Here is an 18,798-nt window from a genome sequence, read left to right as displayed (position 1 = left end):
GCCGTGCCCGAGTTGTCCGGCTACCCCCCGCACGAGACCTGGCACGACGTCACCTCGCTCGACGCCAAGGCCTGGCCCACCCGGGTGGAGAACCGTCACACCCTGGTGCCCACCACCTGCTTCAACTGCGAGGCCGCTTGCGGCCTGCTGTGCCACGTCAATCAGGCCACCGGGCGCATCGACCGCATCGAGGGCAATCCCCTGCATCCGGCCAGCCGGGGGCGGAACTGCGCCAAGGGCCCGGCCACGCTCAACCAGATCGACGACCACGAGCGGATCCTCTACCCCCTGCGGCGGGCCGGGGAGCGGGGCTCGGGGCAATGGGAACGCGTGAGCTGGGACGAGGCCCTCAACGACATCGGCGGCCGCATCCGCACCGCCATCGCCGAGGGCCGCCGCAACGAGGTCATGTACCACGTGGGCCGTCCCGGCGAGGACGGTTACGCCGAGCGGGTGCTCCAGTGCTGGGGTGTGGACGGCCACAACAGTCACACCAACATCTGCAGCTCCAACGCCCGACTCGGTTACCAGAGCTGGATGGGCCACGACCGCCCCTCGTCGGACTTCGCCAACGCCGAGGTGATATTCCTCATCTCCTCACACCTGGAGTCGGGCCACTACTTCAACCCGCACGCCCAGCGGATCATCGAGGCGCAGGGCAAGGGGGCGACGGTCATCTGCGTCGACCCCCGTCTCTCCAACACCGGCGCCAAAGCCGACCACTGGCTGCCCGCGTGGCCCGGCACCGAGCCGTTCCTGCTGCTGGCCATCGCCCGGCTGCTCGTGCTCAACGGCACCTGGGAGCGCGACTTCGTGCGCCGCTGGACGAATTGGGAGGTCTACCTGCGACAGCGCCACCCGCAGAGGCCGGTGGAGTTCGACTCGGTGGGCCCCGCCCTGGCGGAGGACTACGCGGCGTACACGCCCGAGGAGGCCGAGCGAGTCTGCGGTGTGGCGGCGGACCAGATCACCGAGATCGCGGGGATCATCGGCGCACACCCCACCAGGTTCGCCTCCCACAACTGGCGCGCCGCCGGCGCCGGCAACCTGGGTGGCTGGCAGACGGCCCGATGCCTCTTCTTCCTCAACGTGCTCACCGGCTCGGTGGGCACCGTCGGGGGCACCACCGGCAACGGCTGGAACAAGTACAAGGCACCCCACCCACCGGGCGCCCCGCCCGTCGAGCAGTGGAACGAACTCAACTGGCCCCCGGAGTACCCGCTGGCGTACCACGAGATGTCGATCCTGCTGCCCCACTTGCTGGCCGAGGGTCGGGGCCGCCTGGAGGTGTACTTCAGCCGGGTCTACAACCCGGTGTGGACCAACCCCGACGGGTTCAGCTGGCTGGAGGCCCTCAGCGACCCCGACAAGGTCGCCTGCCACGTGGCCCTCACACCCACCTGGTCGGAGACCGCCGTCTTCGCCGACTACGTGCTGCCGATGGGAGTGGGCGCCGAGCGCCACGATGTGGCCAGCTTCGAGACGCATGCCGGGCGCTGGATCGGCTTCCGCCAGCCGGTGCTGCGCCGCTACGCCGAGATCCGCGGCGACGCCGTGACCCACGAGTCGCGCACGCACGAGTTCAACCCCGGCGAGGTGTGGGAGGAGAACGAGTTCTGGATCGAGCTGTCGTGGCGCATCGACCCCGACGGCTCCATGGGCATCCGGCGCTGGTTCGAGAGCCCCTCCGAACCCGGCACGCCGATGAGCGTGGACGAGTACTACGGAGTCATGTTCGCGGGCGTTCCCGGCCTGGCCGAAGACGCCGCCGCGGCGGATCAGACGCCTCTGGAGTTCATGCGCGACCGCGGCGCCTACGCGCTCGAGGGCGACATGTACCTGCCGCACGAGCGCCAGGTCGATCCGTCCGAGTTGCAGGACTGCGAGATCGATGACGCCGGCGTCTTCCGGCGCTCCGGCACGCCCGGTGCCTGGTCGGGCTCACCGGAGGACCTGGCCGGTTTGCACGTGCCGGGCCTCGGCGACGGCTCACCGGCGGTGCGGGTGGACGGCACGCCCCGGGAGGGCTTCCCCACTCCCTCGCGCAAATTGGAGTTGTACTCCGAGACGCTGGCGGACTGGGGCTGGCCCGAGTACGCCACGCCGACCTGGATCCCGTCGCACGTGCACTGGGAGGACCTGGACCTGGCCGGCGACGAGCGGATCCTGCTGCCGACGTTCCGCATCCCGACGCTGATCCATACCCGCTCGGCCAACAGCAAGTGGCTGTCGGAACTGAGCCACCGCCACCCGTTGTGGATCCACCCCTCCGACGCCGAGGCGCTCGGCATCGAGGTGGGCGGCCTGGTGCGGATCACCACCCGCATCGGCCACTTCGTGATCGGCGCCTGGCGCACCGAGGGGATCCGCCCCGGCGTGGTGGCGGCGTCGCACCACATGGGCCGCTGGCGCCTGGATCCGTCGACCGGCGGGTCCTGGGCGGGCGGCGACGCCGACATCAGCAACGACGGCACGGTCTGGCGGCTGAGGCGCCGGGGCCGCCCCCAGAGCCACGCCAGCGCCGACGACGACACCGAACGGATCTGGTGGAGCGACACCGGCGTGCACCAGAACCTCACCTTCTGCGTGCAGCCCGACCCTGTCTCGGGCATGCAGTGCTGGCACCAGCGGGTGCGGGTTTCGCCCGCCCAGCCCGGCGACGACTACGGCGACGTGGTCGTGGACACCGCCGAGGCCAGGGCGGCCTACCGGGAGTGGCTGGCGATGACCCGCCCCGCCCCGGGCCCCGGCGGCCTGCGCCGGCCCCTGTGGTACGCCCGACCGCTCAAGCCCGCCCCCGCCGCCTACGCGCTGTGATTCTGTGCAACGGAGGATGAGGACATGACCCGCATGACCCCCAGCGAGGCGTTCGTGGAGACGATGGTCGCCCACGGCGTCGACACCATCTTCGGCATCATGGGCAGCGCCTTCATGGACGCCATGGACATCTTCGAGCCGGCCGGCATCGAGCTGGTGCCGGTGGTGCACGAGCAGGGCGCGGCCCACATGGCAGACGGCTTCAGCCGCGTGAGCGGCCGCCACGGCGTCGTGATCGGCCAGAACGGCCCGGGCATCTCCAACTGCGTGACCGCCGTCGCCGCGGCGTTCTGGGCCCACAGCCCCGTCGTGATCGTCACGCCCGAGGCGGGGACGATGGGCATCGGTCTCGGCGGGTTCCAGGAGGCCAACCAGCTGCCGATGTTCCAGGAGTTCACCAAGTACCAGGGCCACGTCAACAACGAGCGCCGCATGGCCGAGCTGACGGCCCGCTGCTTCGACCGGGCGCTGTCGGAGATGGGGCCCACGCAGCTCAACATTCCCCGCGACCGCTTCTACGGCGACATCGACGTGGCCATCCCGGCGCCGCAGCGCCTCGACCGCGGCCCGGGAGGCGACCGCAGCCTGGACGCGGCCGCCGACCTCCTGGCCGGGGCAACCTTGCCGGTGATGATCGCCGGCGGCGGGGTGGTGATGGGCGACGCCATGACCGAGACGGTTGCGCTGGCCGAGCGGCTCGGCTGCCCGGTCGTGAACAGCTACCTGCACAACGATTCCTTCCCCGCGTCCCATCCGCTGTGGTGCGGGCCGCTGGGCTACCAGGGCTCCAAGGCGGCGATGCGCCTGATCTCACGGGCCGACGTGGTGCTGGCGCTGGGCACCCGGCTCGGCCCGTTCGGCACCCTGCCCCAGCACGGCCTGGACTATTGGCCCACTGAGGCCAAGGTCATCCAGGTGGACGCCGACTCCAAGATGCTCGGCCTGGTCAAGCGCATCGACGTGGGCATCTGCGGCGACGCCGGCGCGGCGGCGACGGCGCTTCTGGGGCGGTTGGCGGGGCGGGAACTGGCCTGCGATGCCACGAAGGCGCAGCGGGCCGCCGGCATCGCCGCCGACAAGGCCGACTGGGAGGCCGAACTGGACGATTGGACCGAGGAGACCGACGACTTCAGTGTGGACATGATCAAGCAGGCCGCCGCCGAGCACGACGACTGGATGCATCCCCGCCAGGTTCTGCGTGAACTCGAGCGGGCCATGCCGGCGCGGGTGATGGTGTCAACCGACATCGGCAACATCAACTCGGTTTCCAACAGCTACCTGCGCTTCGAGGAGCCTCGGTCGTTCTTCGCCGCCATGAGCTGGGGCAACTGCGGGTATGCGCTGCCCACCATCATCGGGGCCAAGAAGGCCGCGCCGGATCGCCCGGCGGTGGCCTACGCCGGTGACGGGGCGTGGGCCATGAGCATGGTGGAGACCATGACCGCAGTGCGCCACAACATCCCGGTCACCGCGGTGGTGTTCCACAACCGCCAGTGGGGCGCGGAGAAGAAGAACCAGGTGGACTTCTACGGCCGCCGGTTCGTGGCCGGCGAGCTCGGCGGCGGCGAGGACTGGTCCGAGGTGGCCCGCGCCATGGGCGCCGACGGCATGCGGGTCCGCCACCTCGAGGACGTCGGCCCGGCGCTGACCGCCGCCATCGACGCCCAGATGAACGCCGGCCGCACCACTGTCCTGGAGATCATGTGCACCAAGGAACTCGGCGACCCGTTCCGCAAGGACGCCCTCAGCCGCCCGGTCCGCCACCTGGAGAAGTACGCCGACTTCACCTGATGGGTCTCCGATTGGGCGCGCCGGACGGCGAGTGCTATCCCTCGACTGCCGAATCCTGATCGAGCGACGGTTCACCGACCAGGGAGACCATTGCCAGTCTCGCCCGGTCCGCCACCGACGGCTCGAGGTGCGACCAGACCTCGTGGGCAGGATCGGTCATTCCGACCACCCCCTGGAGGCGCGAGCGATCCTTGCGCGTCAGTTGCCGGGCCATCGCCGCTGGATCGGTGACGAGGCTCAACAGCACAGCGAGATCAAGCCGCTGCGCGTTCGGTGCATCGTCCACCGCGACAGCGGCAGCCTTGCAGATGATCGCGCCGAGCAACGAGGGACGGGGAACGAACCCGCTGGTGCCGGCGTACTCCACCGGTAGGAGCTCGGTGCGGGCCAGCGCCTGGGTACCTGCGGGGACTTGGATCGTCCGCCCTGGTGGTGTGGTCGTCAGATCGGCCCGCCGACCGAGTCCTTCAGGAGCCAGCACATCGACGCTCGCCCTGCCCCGCTCGTAGCGGTGAGCAATGACGTCGGGTGACGACCCAGCGAGGCTGAAGCCGAGCGACTCCAGCGTTCTCACGAAGTCTCTGACGGCACCGGCGACAACGCGGGCGTTCACGAGAATGTCAAGGTCTGTGGACAGGCGAGTCGGTTCGGCGTCATGTTCGAGTGCGTGCAGGAGGACCATCTGCCCGCCGATCAGGGTCCAGTCTCGAGACTTCGCGTCGGCGAGTTCGAGGAGAGTCCCCCAGATTTCGTCGCCGTAACCGGGGAGATCGGGAAGCTGCAACGGTGGGCGATCAAGCCGCAGGGCGCTCACGGGCGTACCAACAGTTCGGCGCCGGCGCGGCGCGCGCGCTCGTCGTCGGACTCCAACAAGTCGACCGCCACGGCCGGGCGAGGCGCTACCTCAGCACCTTGGCCGAAGGGCCAGATCCGATCCTCAACGACGCGCAGGAGCAGGTTGAACCGTTCTGTTCGCTCTTCCATCGCTTCCTCATCGAGGATCACTTCGAGGTCACTCTGTCGGAGGTAGGCCTCCAGTGGCCAGGAGCCGACGAGGCCGAGGTGGAATTCAGGCGATGCGCTCGCCGCCGTCCGGACAACGCCCGAACGCGCCGCCAAGCGCGAGACCGCCGACGGGTGCGCGTAGAACCATCGACTGTGCGCCCGGGAGGCGAGAGGCCCGACGAGGTTCTCCAATCCAGCGGCCAGACGCCGGCGCGCGCGCGAGCGCTGCGCGGGCGTGCATGCGGGCTCGACGCCATCCGCCAGAGCTAGAACCGCCCACGAAGACGAGGGGCTCCACGGTCTGTGCGCAGCGCGTCGCCGCTGAGCAGCGAGCCGCAGCGCCCGCTCATCGATCACCCAGACAGCACCGACCCGCTGTCCCTCGAGTGTCCCGTCCGCAAGCATCTGCCGGACGCGCCGAGAGGTCACCTCGAGTTCCTCGGCCGCCTGTTCCACGCTCCTCAAGCCCACAATCAGAAGTCTACTGATAACGGAAGAGTTCAGTATCACGCGTGATCAGGGGCAACTGGCGCTGACCGCAGCGATCGACGCCCAGATGAACGCCGGCCGCACCACCGTGCTGGAAGTCATGTGCACCAAGGAGCTGGGCGACCCGTTCCGCAAGGACGCCCTCAGCCGCCCAGTCCGCCACCTCGAGAAGTACGCCGACTACACCTGATCGCTCGGCGCCCCACGGGCTTCTCCGGATGTGGCCGGCGGTTCATCGGTCGGCTTCACACTTGATTTGGGGTCGGCCGTTCCCGGGCGCCGCGGTCGTGGCGGCGTCGAGGAGGTCCTGTGTGACCGCGGCGCCGGGGTCGGGCTGATCGGCCGGCTTGTTGAAGTGCGACAGGACGTTGATGCCGAGGTGCGCGTATTCGGCGGCGAGGTCGCTGCACAGCGGCTCGAAGTGCGCCTTCCAAGTCGCCCACGTGTCGCCTGGTCGCAACCTCGCCGCCGCGTCGGCGATCGCCCGCGCGGCGAGGCGGAAGTCCTCGATGCTCGGCAGAGGGGGCGGCGCTTCGACTACGACCGCTCCGTCGGGTTCATCGACGTTGCACCGCACCTGCGGCACGGACCCCGTGGGGGGCGCCTCGGTTGCCGAGACGAGGCCCGCCTCGCTGATCGGATCGGCCCCCACGGCCGCCGTCGGCCACGCGAACGCCGCGTCCACCTCCACGGCGACGTCGGCGTAGAGGATCGCCAGCCGCGCGCACCGCGCGGAGAAGTAGCTCTCCCAGTCCGCCCACGTCGCTGTGCGCGGACTCGCCGCAGTCGCCGCACGGGCCTGGCGCTCGACCTCCAGAGCCGCCACCGCAGCCGCGGTCCGCCGCGCCGGCGAGGCGCTGACCTGCTCGGCGGTGTCGTCGGCGACACGCTGCACCAGAACCACCGCCAACGCCGCGAGGCCCCCCAGAGCCGCCACAACCAGCAGCCACTCCAACGCCACCAACCCCGCCTCGCCGGCGCGACCCCCACGCCGCGCCCTCATCTCGATCCGCAAGCCGACCCGCAGCAACCCCCGAACGTACTACCCATTTCCTATAAGAATATATCGTAGTTCTGCCGCCACTGATGGCTCAAGGGTCCCCGGCTGGCCTGACCTGTTCGCTTCGCGGCATGGCGGGTGCCTGCCGACGAGCAACGCGACCGCGGCGGCCTTGAACATCGCCCTGAACCGCCGCGTGCTCCGACCCAACAACGCGCTTTCCTCGATCACTGATCTGGACGATCTCCAGAGCAAGCAGACAGCGCGAGACCCGGCACAAACCAGACCGCGAAGCATGCGGGGCAGGCCATCTCAGACTCGTGTCAGCGTGCGAGGCCGTGCCGTTGCGCGGACCCGACGGCGCCCCAGCAGGTGACGGTGCCGTCGCCGCGCAGGCCACACGAGTGCTCTCCGCCAGCTGCCACGGCCTCGAACCGGCCACCAGGGGGGTCGCCTTGGCCATACGAGTTGTCCCCCCAACACCGCAGCGAACCGTCCAAGCGCACCCCACAAGCGTGGTCCCAGCCGATGGACACGTCGGTGAACCGTCCCGGTCTCAGTACGTTCACGAAGTAGCCGGTACACATGGCGGTGCCGTCGGCGCGGAAACCACACGCTGCCGAACCGCCGGCACCCAGTGTGTCGAAACGCCCAACTGGCGGCGTCTCCACGGATGTACGGCCCTGAACGCCCCAGCACTTGATGATGCCGTCGGCGCGCACGCCGCACGAGTGGGCGGCGCCGAGATCGATCGCGGCAAACCGCCACGGAGGCGGCTCGATGCTTCCGAAGCTGTCTTCGCCCCAGCAGTCGACGTATCCGTCGGGTCGCAGCGCGCACGCATGGGCCACCCCGCCGGCGACGGCGCTGTACCGGCCCTCCGGCGGGTCGCTCTCGCCCCTGAAGTTGCTGCCCCAGCAGGCGATCGACGCGTCCTCGCGGACCGCGCAACTGAAATAGTTGCCCACCGAGACGGCGCTGTAGCGCCCCGGCGGGGCGTCGAGTTGGCCTTGACTGTTGTCGCCCCAACAGGCGATCGTCGCGTCATCGCGCAGCCCACAGGAATGGCGAAAACCCGCCGAGACCTCCACGAAGACCCCCGGCACATCCACCACACGCCCGACCGGTTGCGTCGGTTCGCCACCCCCACACGCCCCCGCCACGAACACCGTTACAAAGGTCGCCACCCACACGGCCCGCCCGCCGCTACCGCAGAACAGCCGACGCGCCACCCGACTGACAATTCCAGACGCGCAACCCCCAGACATGGGTCCAGTGGGTTGGTGGTTGTGTGTCAGCCCAGTCTGCATGAAGCTCTCCGAGGATCGCGCAAACTTTGGCGCGGTGTTAGGTGTTGGGTGTGGTGGTCTGTTTCAGTCTGCAGATGTACTCGGTTTCTTGACCGTTGATTGTCTTTTCGAGCCTATAGTCTGTGGGACACGAATAAGTTCTGGTGATGAGGGCGGCGGTGGTGATGGTGCGCTCGCAGGTGTGTTTGGTCCTGCCGGCGACGCGGTCTTCGTAGAGTCGGAATGGGGGTTCGACTTTTGGACAACTGGCCGGTGTCGTGGTGACGGTGGCGTTGATGATGTCGATCTTTGTACAGGTGGGCGGGTTAGTGGGGTCGGTTGGCTCGTTGCGGGTGTAGGTGGCGGGACAGGTGTAGATCGTGGGCCGGGTGGCGATTTTGATGGTGACCCTGGTGCAGTTCTGGTCTGAGAGCCTGTAGCCGTCGGGCGCGTCGTCGCAGTCGTAGGTGACGGTGGGCGTGTTGGTGAGGATGCAGTTCGAGCCCGACAGGCGCCCCGAGGTGCACGAATACATCGTCTCCGGTGTCGGCGTCGCCGTGAAGATGCAGCTTGAGACCGACAGGGTTCCCGAGGTGCACGAATACGTCGTCGTCGACGTCGGTGTCGCTGTCACCACACAGTTCGAACCCGACAGTGTCCCCGAACTGCACGAATACGTCGTCATCGACGTCGGCGTGGCTGTGAGGATGCAGTTCGAACCGGACAGGGTCCCCGAACTGCACGAGTAGGTGACCGTGGCGGCGGTGGTGAGTTTCTTGCGGCACGTCACAACCAGTCCGGTGTAGATCGGCGAGTAGCCCGCCGGACAACTGCGCCCGCTCGGGCTGGTGTAGGTGTACTTGTGACAGGTCGCGCCGCTGCGCGTGTAACCCGTCGGGCACGAATACGTCGCCGTCGCCGCCGTTGACTTGCGGCAGTACTGGCCACCCATTGGGATCGTCACCAGCGAATAATCCTCCGAACACGAATACGTCGTCTTCGCCGTCGCCAGCACCGACTTCTCACACCGATACCCCACCACGCCCGGCTGCACGAAGAACGTCTTCAGCGAATAATCCCCCGAACACGAACGCTTCGTCTTCGCCGTCGCCGGCACCGACTTGCGGCACTCCTGACCACGCATCGGGATCGTCACCAGCGAATAATCCCCCGAACACGAATACGTCGTCTTCGCCGTCGCCGGCACCGACTTCTCACGCTGATGCCCGGCCACGCCCGGCTGCACGTAGAGCCTCGCCGACATAATCCGCCGAGCACGAAGGCGTCGCGGTCGCCGCCTCTCGGTCGGGGTCGGAGGCTCACCGCGGCGCAGCATGGCGAGGCGAGGGTCAGTTGTTGTTGCTTTGGAGGTCGAGTGCGGTTGCGCCCCAGGCTGTGATGGTGCCGTCGCTGCGCAACGCTTCCGAATGCCCCAGGCTGGCGGCGACGGCGACGAAGGTGCCGCCCGGCGCGTCGGCTTGACCGTACTCGTTGGCGCCCCAGCACGAAACGGTGCCGTCGCTGCGCAGCCCGCACGCATGGTTAGCGCCGGCGGAGATGGCTGTGAAGGCGCCGCCCGGGCCGAATGTGCCGCCCGGGCCGTAGGTGGCGCCCGGGCCGAAGGCGGCGCCCGGCGCGGCGGCTTGGCCGTAGTCGGCGCCCCAGCACACCACGGTGGCGTCGCTGCGCAGCCCGCACGAGTGATCCCAGCCGGCGGCGACGGCTGTGAAGGTCCCGGCGGGCGCGCCGGTTTGGCCGTGCTCGTTGGCGCCCCAGCACACCACGGCGGCGTCGCTGCGCAGCCCGCACGAGTGATCCCAGCCGGCGGCGACGGCTGTGAAGGTCCCGGCGGGCGCGCCGGTTTGGCCGTGCTCGTTGGCGCCCCAGCACACCACGGCGGCGTCACTGCGCAGCCCGCACGAGTGATCCCAGCCGGCGGAGACGGCGACGAAGGTGCCGCCCGGCGCGTCGATTCGGATTTCCGCGCTTAGGAATTGCTCTGTGCTGCCCCAGCAGGCAACGGTGGCGTCGCTGCGCAGCCCGCACACGTGCTCGCCGCCGGCGGAGACGGCTAAGAAGGTGCCCGCCGAGGCGGACGTTCTCCCCGGCAGGGTCATGCCGCCACAGGAGGCGGTGCCGTCGCTGCGCACCAGACACGGGTACCTCCGTACGGAGATGGCGACGTAGGAGTCGCTCGGCGGCACGGACCACCCAATCGTCTTGCCGTGATGGGGCTGGCCCCAGCAGGAAACGGTGGCGTCGCTGCGCAACCCACACGACTCCTCGGTGCCGGTGGAGACGGCGACGAACTCGCCCGCCGGCGCGTCCCGCTCGGCTTGGCCGTCGTCGCCCCAGCAGGAAACGGTGGCGTCGCTGCGCAACCCGCACGAATGCCGGAAGCTCGCGGAGACGGCCGTGAAGGTGCCCGCCGGCGCATCGGTCTGGCCGTGCTCGTTGTCGCCCCAGCACACCACGGCGGCGTCGCTGCGCAACCCACACGAATGCGACCTGCCGGCAGACACCGCCGCGAAGGTGCCGGGGGGCGCGTCCGCCTGGCCGTCTCCGTTGTAACCCCAGCAGGCGACGGTGGCGTCGCTGCGCAACCCGCACGAATGCGAACCGCCGGCGGACACCGCCGCGAAGGAGCCCGCGGGCGCGTCCGCCTGGCTGGCCCCGTACCCTCCCCAGCAGGCGACGGTGGCGTCGCTGCGCAACCCGCACGAATGCGAACCGCCGGCGGACACCGCCGCGAAGGAGCCCGCGGGCGCGTCGGCTTCGCCGTTCTCGTTGTACCCCCAGCACACCACGGTGGCGTCGCTGCGCAACCCGCACGAATACAAGCTGCCGCCCGAGACGGCCGCGAAAGGCCCGCCCGGCGGTTGGGCCTGGCCGTAGCGGTTCTGTCCCCAACACGTGATGGCGGCGTCGCTCAGCAACCCGCACGCATGCGAGTTGCCCACAGAAACCGCAACGAACACGTAATCGACCGGCCCCGCGGCCAGCACCGGCAGCGACGGAACCTCAAGGGACACCACCGGCGGCGACGGCACCGCGGGGGCCGCGCCCGGCGGCGGACTCTCGGCCACCACGACCGGCGGCGGACTCTCGGCGCCGGGCCACAGCGCGACCGCCACCCCGACCGCCGCCGCCAACACCCCGACCACCACACCCACACCGCCACGGCGCGCCGCCGCGCCGAGCGCCGGCGCGCCGTTCGAGTCGGACCGCCGAACCATCACCCCAACCGACCCGCACGCCGCATCACGAACCCCCCGACCGTTCTCCTGACCCGAAGCCGGACCGCCAGATGATCCTAGGATCCCTGACAGACCCGGTCACGGGTCCAGTCGGTTGGTGGTTGCGTCTCAGTCCAGCCCACATGACGTGCGGGCGATCCGGTACTCGCCGACGGTGAGGACCGGCTTGTAGCCGGCTGGGCAACTGCGGGGGGTGGTTGCGGGGATGGTGATGGTGCGTGTGCAGGTTGTGATGGTGGTCGTTGCGGTGGTTGCGGTGGTGAGTTTGTAGAGGGGTTCGCCTGTTGGGACGCTCGGGCAGCCGTCGACGGTGATTTCGGTGGGGGTTGTGGTGATTGTTCGGCTGCAGGTGTTGTCCTCGCCGGTGTTGAGTATGTAGCCGGCGTCGCAGTAGTAGATGGTCGGCCGCGTCGGTGATTTCGTGGTTTTCTTGACGCAGTCCTGGCCCGAGAGGGTGTAACCGGCGGGCGCGTCGTCGCAGTCGTAGGTGACCGTGGATGTGGGTGGGACCGAAAGGACGCACTGCGAGCCCGACAACCTCCCCGCGCGGCACGAATACACCGTCTCCGTCGTCGGCGAAGCGGTGAACACGCACTGCGAGCCCGACAACCTCCCCGCGCGGCACGAGTACACCGTCTCCGTCGTCGGCGTCGCGGTAGAGATGCAGTTCGTGCCCGACAGCCTCCCCGCGCGGCACGAATACACCGTCTCCGTCGTCGGCGAAGCGGTGAACACGCACTGCGAGCCCGACAGCCTCCCCGCGCGGCACGAATAGGTGGCCGTGGCGGCGGCGGTGATCTTCTTGCGGCACAGAAAGTAGAGGCCGTTGTAGATGACCGAGTAGCCCGCCGGGCACGTCGCGCCCGTCAGGCTCGTGTAGACGTACCTGTGACAGGTCGCGGCGCTGCGCGTGTAACCCGACGGGCACGAATACGTCGCCGACGCCGGCACCGACTTGCGGCAGTACCGGCCGCCCAACGGGATCCTCACCAACGAATACCCCTCCGAGCACACATACTTCAACGTCGACGTCGCCGCCACCGACTTCTTGCACTGGCGCAAAGGCGTGCCGAACGGCACCGGCGTAACCACCAGCGAATACCCCGCCGAGCACGAATACTTCGCCGACGCCGCCGCCGGCACCGACTTGCGGCAGTACCGGCCGCCCAACGGGATCCTCACCAACGAATACCCCTCCGAGCACACATACTTCAACGTCGACGTCGCCGCCACCGACTTCTTGCACTGGCGCAAAGGCGTGCCGAACGGCACCGGCGTAACCACCAGCGAATACCCCGCCGAGCACGAATACTTCGCCGACGCCGCCGCCGGCAGGCTGGCGGTCCGCGAACACGTCCGCGACGCCGGCACCCACGCGTACCCCGCCGCACACTTCGGCGGACCCGGACGCGACCGCAACGTCCCCAGCACCTCCCGCGCGCACACCCGCGCACCATCAGCCCCGACATGCAGCACGTCTCCAGCCACGTCACACTGTTCCACTGTCGTCGACACCACATCGGCGGACTCCGCCCGATCGCACCACCAATCACCACCAACATCAGCCCGCAACACCCACGAATAACCATCATCCCTCGGACAATAGGGATCCCCCTCGACCGGGTCGACCTCCGCAGGGGGAGTGCACGGATCCGCCGACTCGGCCGATGACGCCGACGCCGACTTACCCACTCCCCCAGAGTGTCCCGCGGACGACCCGGGCGGGCCCACAGCTAACGGTCGCCCCGACACCTCCGCGGAAAGGCGGCTGCCAAGGTCGACGCCATCGCGATTCGCGCGGACACGGAAATAGTATGTGCTGCGATTCTCCAGTCCATCGAACGTGACGCGCATACCGCAACTCGTCCGCGTCGACGCTCGAACGTTCCGCTTCTCGCGGTAACTCTCAGGATGCCCGCCCGTCGTCGTCGGCTCCTCGATCATCTTCGCAGTGTCGTGGCGGTACACGTCGTAATCGGTCGCGCCTGCAACATGAGGCCAGACGACGTCTACTTCGCGGCTCCTAGTCTCTGTCCGCACACTCACTGGCCTCGCCGGTGGGCCGTAGACCGTCGCGCCATGACCGAGCGTCCAGTCACATGTACCCGGTGCACCAGTTAGTGACCCGAGATCAAACGGCAGAGTGGCGTGCACTTCCAGGTATGTGCTGGTGCTTTGCTCGATATCGCCACCGGTGACGCCGAAGACATAGAACACCTGGCCCTCGATCACACCACGATCAGGGCCCAATTCACTGAGCTGTCCGACGGGTAACACCCTCGACGCCGAGCGGCCGAACTTGCCCACAAGGGTATACGCGCCCGTTGAACCGAAGGCGCGCCGGAACACCACGTACGCTGCCGCGTTACTCACATACCTGTACTCCCTTACACTGAATCTCCCTTCTTTGATCACCTCTCTTCCCATGTCCCGTGGCGGATCACCAGGGTCCAACTCCCATCCACTCGCACCAACCGCTTCGAAGCGCATGCCCGTACGCGCGTACGGATGATAGACTAGGTGCAGATCAGCCAAGTCCCGCGGTTGGACCGAACCCTCATAGCAGTCTCCGCCCGCCATGACTGACGCGAAATAGGGACGCCGCGGGTCGACTTGGTCGCTGGGGTCTTTGTCGCACTTGTCTTCGTTGGCATCAGAGTAGTCGCCGAGGCCCAAGAAGTGCCCGAGTTCGTGGATCATCGTGCCGCGGTTTTTCGCATTCTCGCTCTTGACGATGATCTCCGACCCCCCGATCATCGGCGGGTTCGTGCCGGTCGCGGCGATTCTCGCACATGCTCCCACGTTGTTTCCGCAGTACTTGGCCTGCTTGATAACTGCGTTTCCATCTTCATCTTCATCTTCGACTCTCAGGACTGTGAGGTCGGCATTGAGTTCGGGATCGGTCGTACTAGTGCAGTCCTCTAGAAACTTGAACAGCTCCCTCGCGAAACTCGGATTCCAATCTCTAGTGGGGTCAGTGGGATCCTTGATGCTGTCGTTCCAAGCTTTCGCGCTCGCCTCGACGTTGTCCTTGAACGCCTGGTCATCTGCCGCATTCCCGGAATTGACAGGCTCGGCGCAGACTCGTATCGGCTCGCCAATGAGCATCCTCTGATGGACCGCGACCTGCGGAGTAAACGGCCTAAACTTACCGTCCGGGAACCTAATACGGTAAGAGTTAGGGAGGTTCGCGTAGGGGCGCCATTCTGTTGAATCGGCTCCGTATGTGAGGCCGAGAGAGTTGGTGATTGCTAGCCGTCTGAGGGTCGCCGCAGTGCTGAGTGTAGAGGTTGTGCTTGTCTGTTCGGTACTTGTTGTTGGTGTGATGGTGTCGCTGCGGGTGGTGCGGCCTAGTTCGGTGCCGGTCGTCCAGTCTAGGAGGATCTCGGTTCCGGTGCTGGGTTCGGTGAAGTGGGCCACGTTGTGTTCGCTGAGGCCAGAGAATTGGAGGGTGAGGCCTTCGGGCAGGGTGGCGAGGACCCACTGGTCCGGCGTGCCGAGGACGTAGGTCTTGCCGGGATGCATTTGGCCGCCGTTGTATTCGGTGGTGTAGGCGTTCTCGGCGATTTCGATTTGGATGTCGGCGGTGGTGGTGGTGCCGGTGTTGTCGGTTGCGGTGAGGGTGAGGGTGCGGGGGCCGGCTTCGACGACGTTGGTGGTGGGGTCGGCGGTGGCGGGGTCGATGCCGCGTCGGGCGCAGGGGATGGTGAGGGTGCCGGTGGGTTCGGTGTGGGTGGTGTCGGGGGCGTCGGGGCTGGTGACGGCGTAGGGGCCGGCGCCGCCGGTGATGTGGTAGGTGAGGTCGATGTAGCCGACGCCTCGGCGTCCGCCGCCGGGGGCCCGTGTGCCCTCGGAACCCAAGCAGTGGGAGGGCGCGGCGAGCGCCACGGCGAACTTGGCCGCCTTGGTGACAGTGGCCGTGAAGGTCTGAGTGGCGGTCCCGGCGGTGTTGGCGGCGGTGAGGGTGACGGTGGCGGTTCCGGGGGCGGTGCCGACCAGGGTGACGGTGGGGCCGTCGGCGGCGGTGGTGAGTACAGCGGTGTTGTTGCTGGTGGCGGTGTAGGTGTGGACGATGCCGGTGAAGGCGTCGGCGACGTGGAGGGGGAGTTCTTCGCCGGCGGCGATGGTGCGGGCCAGGGGTGTGCCGGCGGTCTGCGGGGCGGCGAGCGCTTTGATCGTGACCGCGAAGGACCGGGCGGCGCGTCCGGCGGCGTTGATGGCAGTCACGGTGACCGTCGTGGATCCCGCCGCCACGCCGCGGAGGGAGACTGCTGAGCCGTCGACGGTGACGGTGAGTTTGTCGGTGTTTCCGGAGACGGCGGTGTAGGTGTCGATCTGCCCGCTGAAGCCAGCGGCGACGTCCACAGCGAGGGTCTCGGTGACTTGCAGGGTCTGCGCGGCGAGTGTGGCGCCGAGGGTCGGCGCGGGGGGGAGGTTCACGGTCACGGCGATGGTCTGGGTGGCGCTGCCGGTCCGGTTGGCGGCGGCAACGGTGACGGTGGCGGTGCCGGCGGCGACGCCGGTGAGCGTCACCACGGATCCCGCCAGGGCGATGTCCAGGACGGCGGCGTTGCTGGAGGTCACCAGATAGGAGTCGACGGCGCCGGTGAAGGCTCCCGCTACGTCCACGGTGGCGCCGGCGCCGGCGGTGAGGGTCCGCGCGGCGAGGGCGCCGGCCGCTCGGGGCGCGGGCGGGTTGACGGTGACGGCGATGGTCTGTGCGGCGCTGCCGGCGGTGTTGGCGGCGGTGACGGTGACGGTGGCGGTGCCGGCGGCGACGCCGGTGAGGGTGAGGGCCGAACCCGTCGTGGACACCGACACCACAGTGGTGTCGCTGCTGGTGGCGGTGTAGGTGTCTATGTTGCCGGTGAACGCCGCGGCCACGTCGACGGTGGCGGTTCCGCCGGCGGTGAGGGTCTGGGCGGCGGGGGCGCCGGCCGCTCGGGGCGCGGCGGCGGTGACGGTCACCGCGAAGGTCTGGGCGGCGCTGCCGGCGGCGTTGGCGGCGGTGACGGTGACGGTGGCGGTGCCGGCGGTCACGCCGTTGAGCGTGAGGACCGAACCCGCCGTGGTCACGGTCAGCACCGACGTGTCGCTGCTCGCGGCGGTGTAGGTGTCGATGTTGCCGTTGAACGCCGCGGCCATGTCGATTCGCGCGGCGGCGCGGCGCGCGGGGATCTGCTGGGGCGCGGGCGCGTCGCCCCTCGTGGGCGCCGAGACCGCCAGGGAGACGCTGAGGGTGTAGTCGGCTTCGGTCCTCGGGGAGCGGGCGGCGGTCTCCACGGTGTAGGCGCCGGGCTGCAGGACCTGCCGGATCGTGGGGTTCGACGCGGCGCGGTCGTGGCCCACCGAGGCGAGCAGGCGCCCGCCGGTCCCGGCGCCGCCCAGCAGGTACAGGCGCGCCGGGGAGCCGCCGGCGAGGGCGATGCGCGCCTCGCCCGCCGCGGGCACCGTGAAGGTCGCGTAGTCGGCGTAGTAGCGGACCGCCCGGCTGGAGGTGGCGTGCAGGGACCGGCAGCCGTCGCCGCGCGCCCAGGCGCCGCTGCGGGCGACGGTCGACCCCGCCGCCAGCGTCCCCAGCGACGTCACGCACGCCGCGGGCGGGGTGAGCGCCATCGAGTCGATCGACAGCGAGAAGTCCGCCTCGCGGCCCGGGTAGTACGTCGCGGCCGCGACGGTGTAGGCGCCCGGCGCCAGCGCCGCCCACCCCGACGCCGCCGCGGCCGCGCTGGGGGCGCCCCGGCGGGCGATGACGCGCCCGGCGGTCCCGGCGCCGGCGAGGAGGTGCAGGTACTTGCCCTCGGCGCCGGACAGGCGGAACCGCGCCTCCAGCGCCTCGGCCACCGTGAAGGTGTAGTACCGGGCGTAGTAGCGCTGCGACTGGCTGTTCGTGAGGTGCACCGACCGGCAGCCGTCGCCGCGCGCCCACGAGCCGGCCTGGGTGGTGACCGACCCCGCGGCGAGGGCCCCCAGCGAGGCCGTGCACGCCGCCGGGGGCGACAGCGCCATCGAGTCGATGCTCACGCTGAAGCCCCCCTCCCTGCCCGGGTGGTACGTCGTCGCCTCCAGGGTGTAGTCGCCGGGCTGCAAGGCCTCCCACAGCGACGCCGACGCCGCCCGGGGGGTGCCCGCCGAGTCCAGGACGCGCCCCCCCGTGCCGGCGCCCTCCAGGAGGTACAGGCGCCTGCTCTGGGGACTCGACAACCGGAACCACGCCTCCAGCGGCTCGGCGACCGTGAACGAATAGTACCGCGCCGCGTAGCGCGCCGACAGGGCGCCCGCGCGGTGCGCCGACCGGCACCCCCCGCCGCGCGCCCACGACCCGGACTTGGCCACGACCGACCCCGCCGCCAGGGTCCCCAGCGCCACCACGCAGCCCGCCGGCAGCACCTTCACGGCGAAAGCCTGCGCGGCGCTGCCCGCGGCGTTCGCGGCGGTGACCGTGACAGTCGTGGACCCCGCGCCGACGGGCGAAACGGTGACCGCCGAACCCGACACCGACACCGACACCACCGCCGCGTCGGCGCTGCTGGCGCTGTAGGAAGCGACGGCGCCGGTGAAATAGCCCCCCGCGGCGACGGCGCGCGCCGCGCCGCCCACGGACAACTCCACACCCGGCACGCTCCCGGTCGCCGCAGGCGCCGCGACCTCCGCGGCCGCCGCGGGCGGAAGCACCGCGCCGCCCAACGCGCCAGCGAACAACGCCACTGCGACCACCCACCACACGAAAGCCCGCCGACCGCCCACACCAACGCTGCCCATGACCCGCTCCTCCACGCCGCCTGCCCGGGTGCCGGCCACGGCCGGCACGGTATTCCTAGCACACTTTGAGCAGATAATCTATATTTATTGACTATATTCCGATACTCGTGCGAGAGGGAGGAGTGGCCGAGTCCCTCGTCTGGGCGGCGGTGGCTGTGTGGGCGGCCCTGGGCGTTCATGCCTCGGCGACCGATCTGCGCTACGGCATCATCCGGCGGCGCGCCGTCTGGAGCGCGGGCACGGGCGTGGCGGCTCTGCTGGGCGCCGCGGCGGGCGTCGGCGGGGTTCCTGGCCGTTTCGGCTGGGCCGTCGCCGCCGCGGCGATCGTCGGCTTGGTGCTCGAGGTGTGCTACCGGCTGGCGCCCGGCAGGCTCGGGTTCGGCGACGT

11 protein-coding genes are annotated in these 18,798 nt (G+C 69.4%); 4 read left to right on the top strand and 7 right to left on the bottom strand.

Going from position 1 to position 18,798, the window contains the following annotated elements; translation table 11 throughout:
* Nucleotides 1–3 precede the first annotated feature (3 nt).
* Both OXG55_09020 and xsc read left to right on the top strand, forming a co-directional pair.
* The gene (locus tag OXG55_09020) at nt 4–2,817 is read left to right on the top strand and encodes a molybdopterin-dependent oxidoreductase (GenBank protein MCY4103385.1); all 2,814 of its coding nucleotides are present in this window, start codon (nt 4–6) and stop codon (nt 2,815–2,817) included.
* Between the two features lie 33 nt (nt 2,818–2,850).
* Nucleotides 2,851–4,608, top strand: coding sequence for a sulfoacetaldehyde acetyltransferase (gene xsc / locus OXG55_09015; protein MCY4103384.1), 1,758 nt, complete (start codon nt 2,851–2,853; stop codon nt 4,606–4,608).
* A 34-nt stretch (nt 4,609–4,642) separates the two neighbouring features.
* Here the strand turns inward: xsc and OXG55_09010 are convergent, their stop codons facing one another.
* Together OXG55_09010 and OXG55_09005 are read right to left on the bottom strand one after the other, a co-directional pair.
* Entirely contained in the window at nt 4,643–5,422 is a 780-nt protein-coding gene (locus tag OXG55_09010) for a hypothetical protein (GenBank protein MCY4103383.1), read from the bottom strand.
* Nucleotides 5,419–6,123: a hypothetical protein gene (locus OXG55_09005; protein ID MCY4103382.1), complete on the bottom strand. Its 705-nt coding sequence runs from the start codon at nt 6,121–6,123 to the stop codon at nt 5,419–5,421. Before OXG55_09005 ends, OXG55_09010 begins: the two co-directional genes overlap by 4 nt.
* Nucleotides 6,124–6,169: 46 nt before the next feature.
* Here OXG55_09005 and OXG55_09000 point away from each other — a divergent pair, with 46 nt between their 5' ends.
* The gene (locus OXG55_09000; GenBank protein MCY4103381.1) at nt 6,170–6,292 is read left to right on the top strand and encodes a hypothetical protein; all 123 of its coding nucleotides are present in this window, start codon (nt 6,170–6,172) and stop codon (nt 6,290–6,292) included.
* A gap of 42 nt (nt 6,293–6,334) precedes the next feature.
* Here OXG55_09000 and OXG55_08995 read toward each other — a convergent pair whose 3' ends face one another.
* The 5 genes from OXG55_08995 to OXG55_08975 all read right to left on the bottom strand — a co-directional run bounded on the left by OXG55_08995 (nt 6,335) and on the right by OXG55_08975 (nt 18,458).
* Nucleotides 6,335–7,105, bottom strand: a complete 771-nt coding sequence (locus OXG55_08995) for a hypothetical protein (GenBank protein MCY4103380.1) — start codon at nt 7,103–7,105, stop codon at nt 6,335–6,337.
* Between the two features lie 320 nt (nt 7,106–7,425).
* Nucleotides 7,426–8,289: a hypothetical protein gene (locus OXG55_08990; GenBank protein ID MCY4103379.1), complete on the bottom strand. Its 864-nt coding sequence runs from the start codon at nt 8,287–8,289 to the stop codon at nt 7,426–7,428.
* 160 nt (nt 8,290–8,449) lie between these two features.
* Complete coding sequence (locus tag OXG55_08985; GenBank protein ID MCY4103378.1) at nt 8,450–9,655, bottom strand: hypothetical protein; 1,206 nt, start codon at nt 9,653–9,655, stop codon at nt 8,450–8,452.
* Between the two features lie 85 nt (nt 9,656–9,740).
* The gene (locus tag OXG55_08980; GenBank protein ID MCY4103377.1) at nt 9,741–11,627 is read right to left on the bottom strand and encodes a hypothetical protein; all 1,887 of its coding nucleotides are present in this window, start codon (nt 11,625–11,627) and stop codon (nt 9,741–9,743) included.
* 129 nt (nt 11,628–11,756) lie between these two features.
* Nucleotides 11,757–18,458 (bottom strand): hypothetical protein, encoded by a 6,702-nt coding sequence (locus tag OXG55_08975; protein ID MCY4103376.1) that lies wholly within the window; start codon nt 18,456–18,458, stop codon nt 11,757–11,759.
* A 74-nt stretch (nt 18,459–18,532) separates the two neighbouring features.
* On the opposite strand from OXG55_08975, the gene OXG55_08970 reads away from it, so the two are divergent.
* Nucleotides 18,533–18,798 (top strand): hypothetical protein (locus OXG55_08970; protein ID MCY4103375.1); only part of this gene is annotated, 266 nt, incomplete at its 3' end.

Source organism: bacterium (genome assembly GCA_026708055.1).
Lineage (GTDB): Bacteria > Actinomycetota > Acidimicrobiia > Acidimicrobiales > CATQHL01 > VXNF01.
Note: the sequence above shows the minus strand (reverse complement) of the source record. Positions and strands in the feature narration are given on the sequence as shown.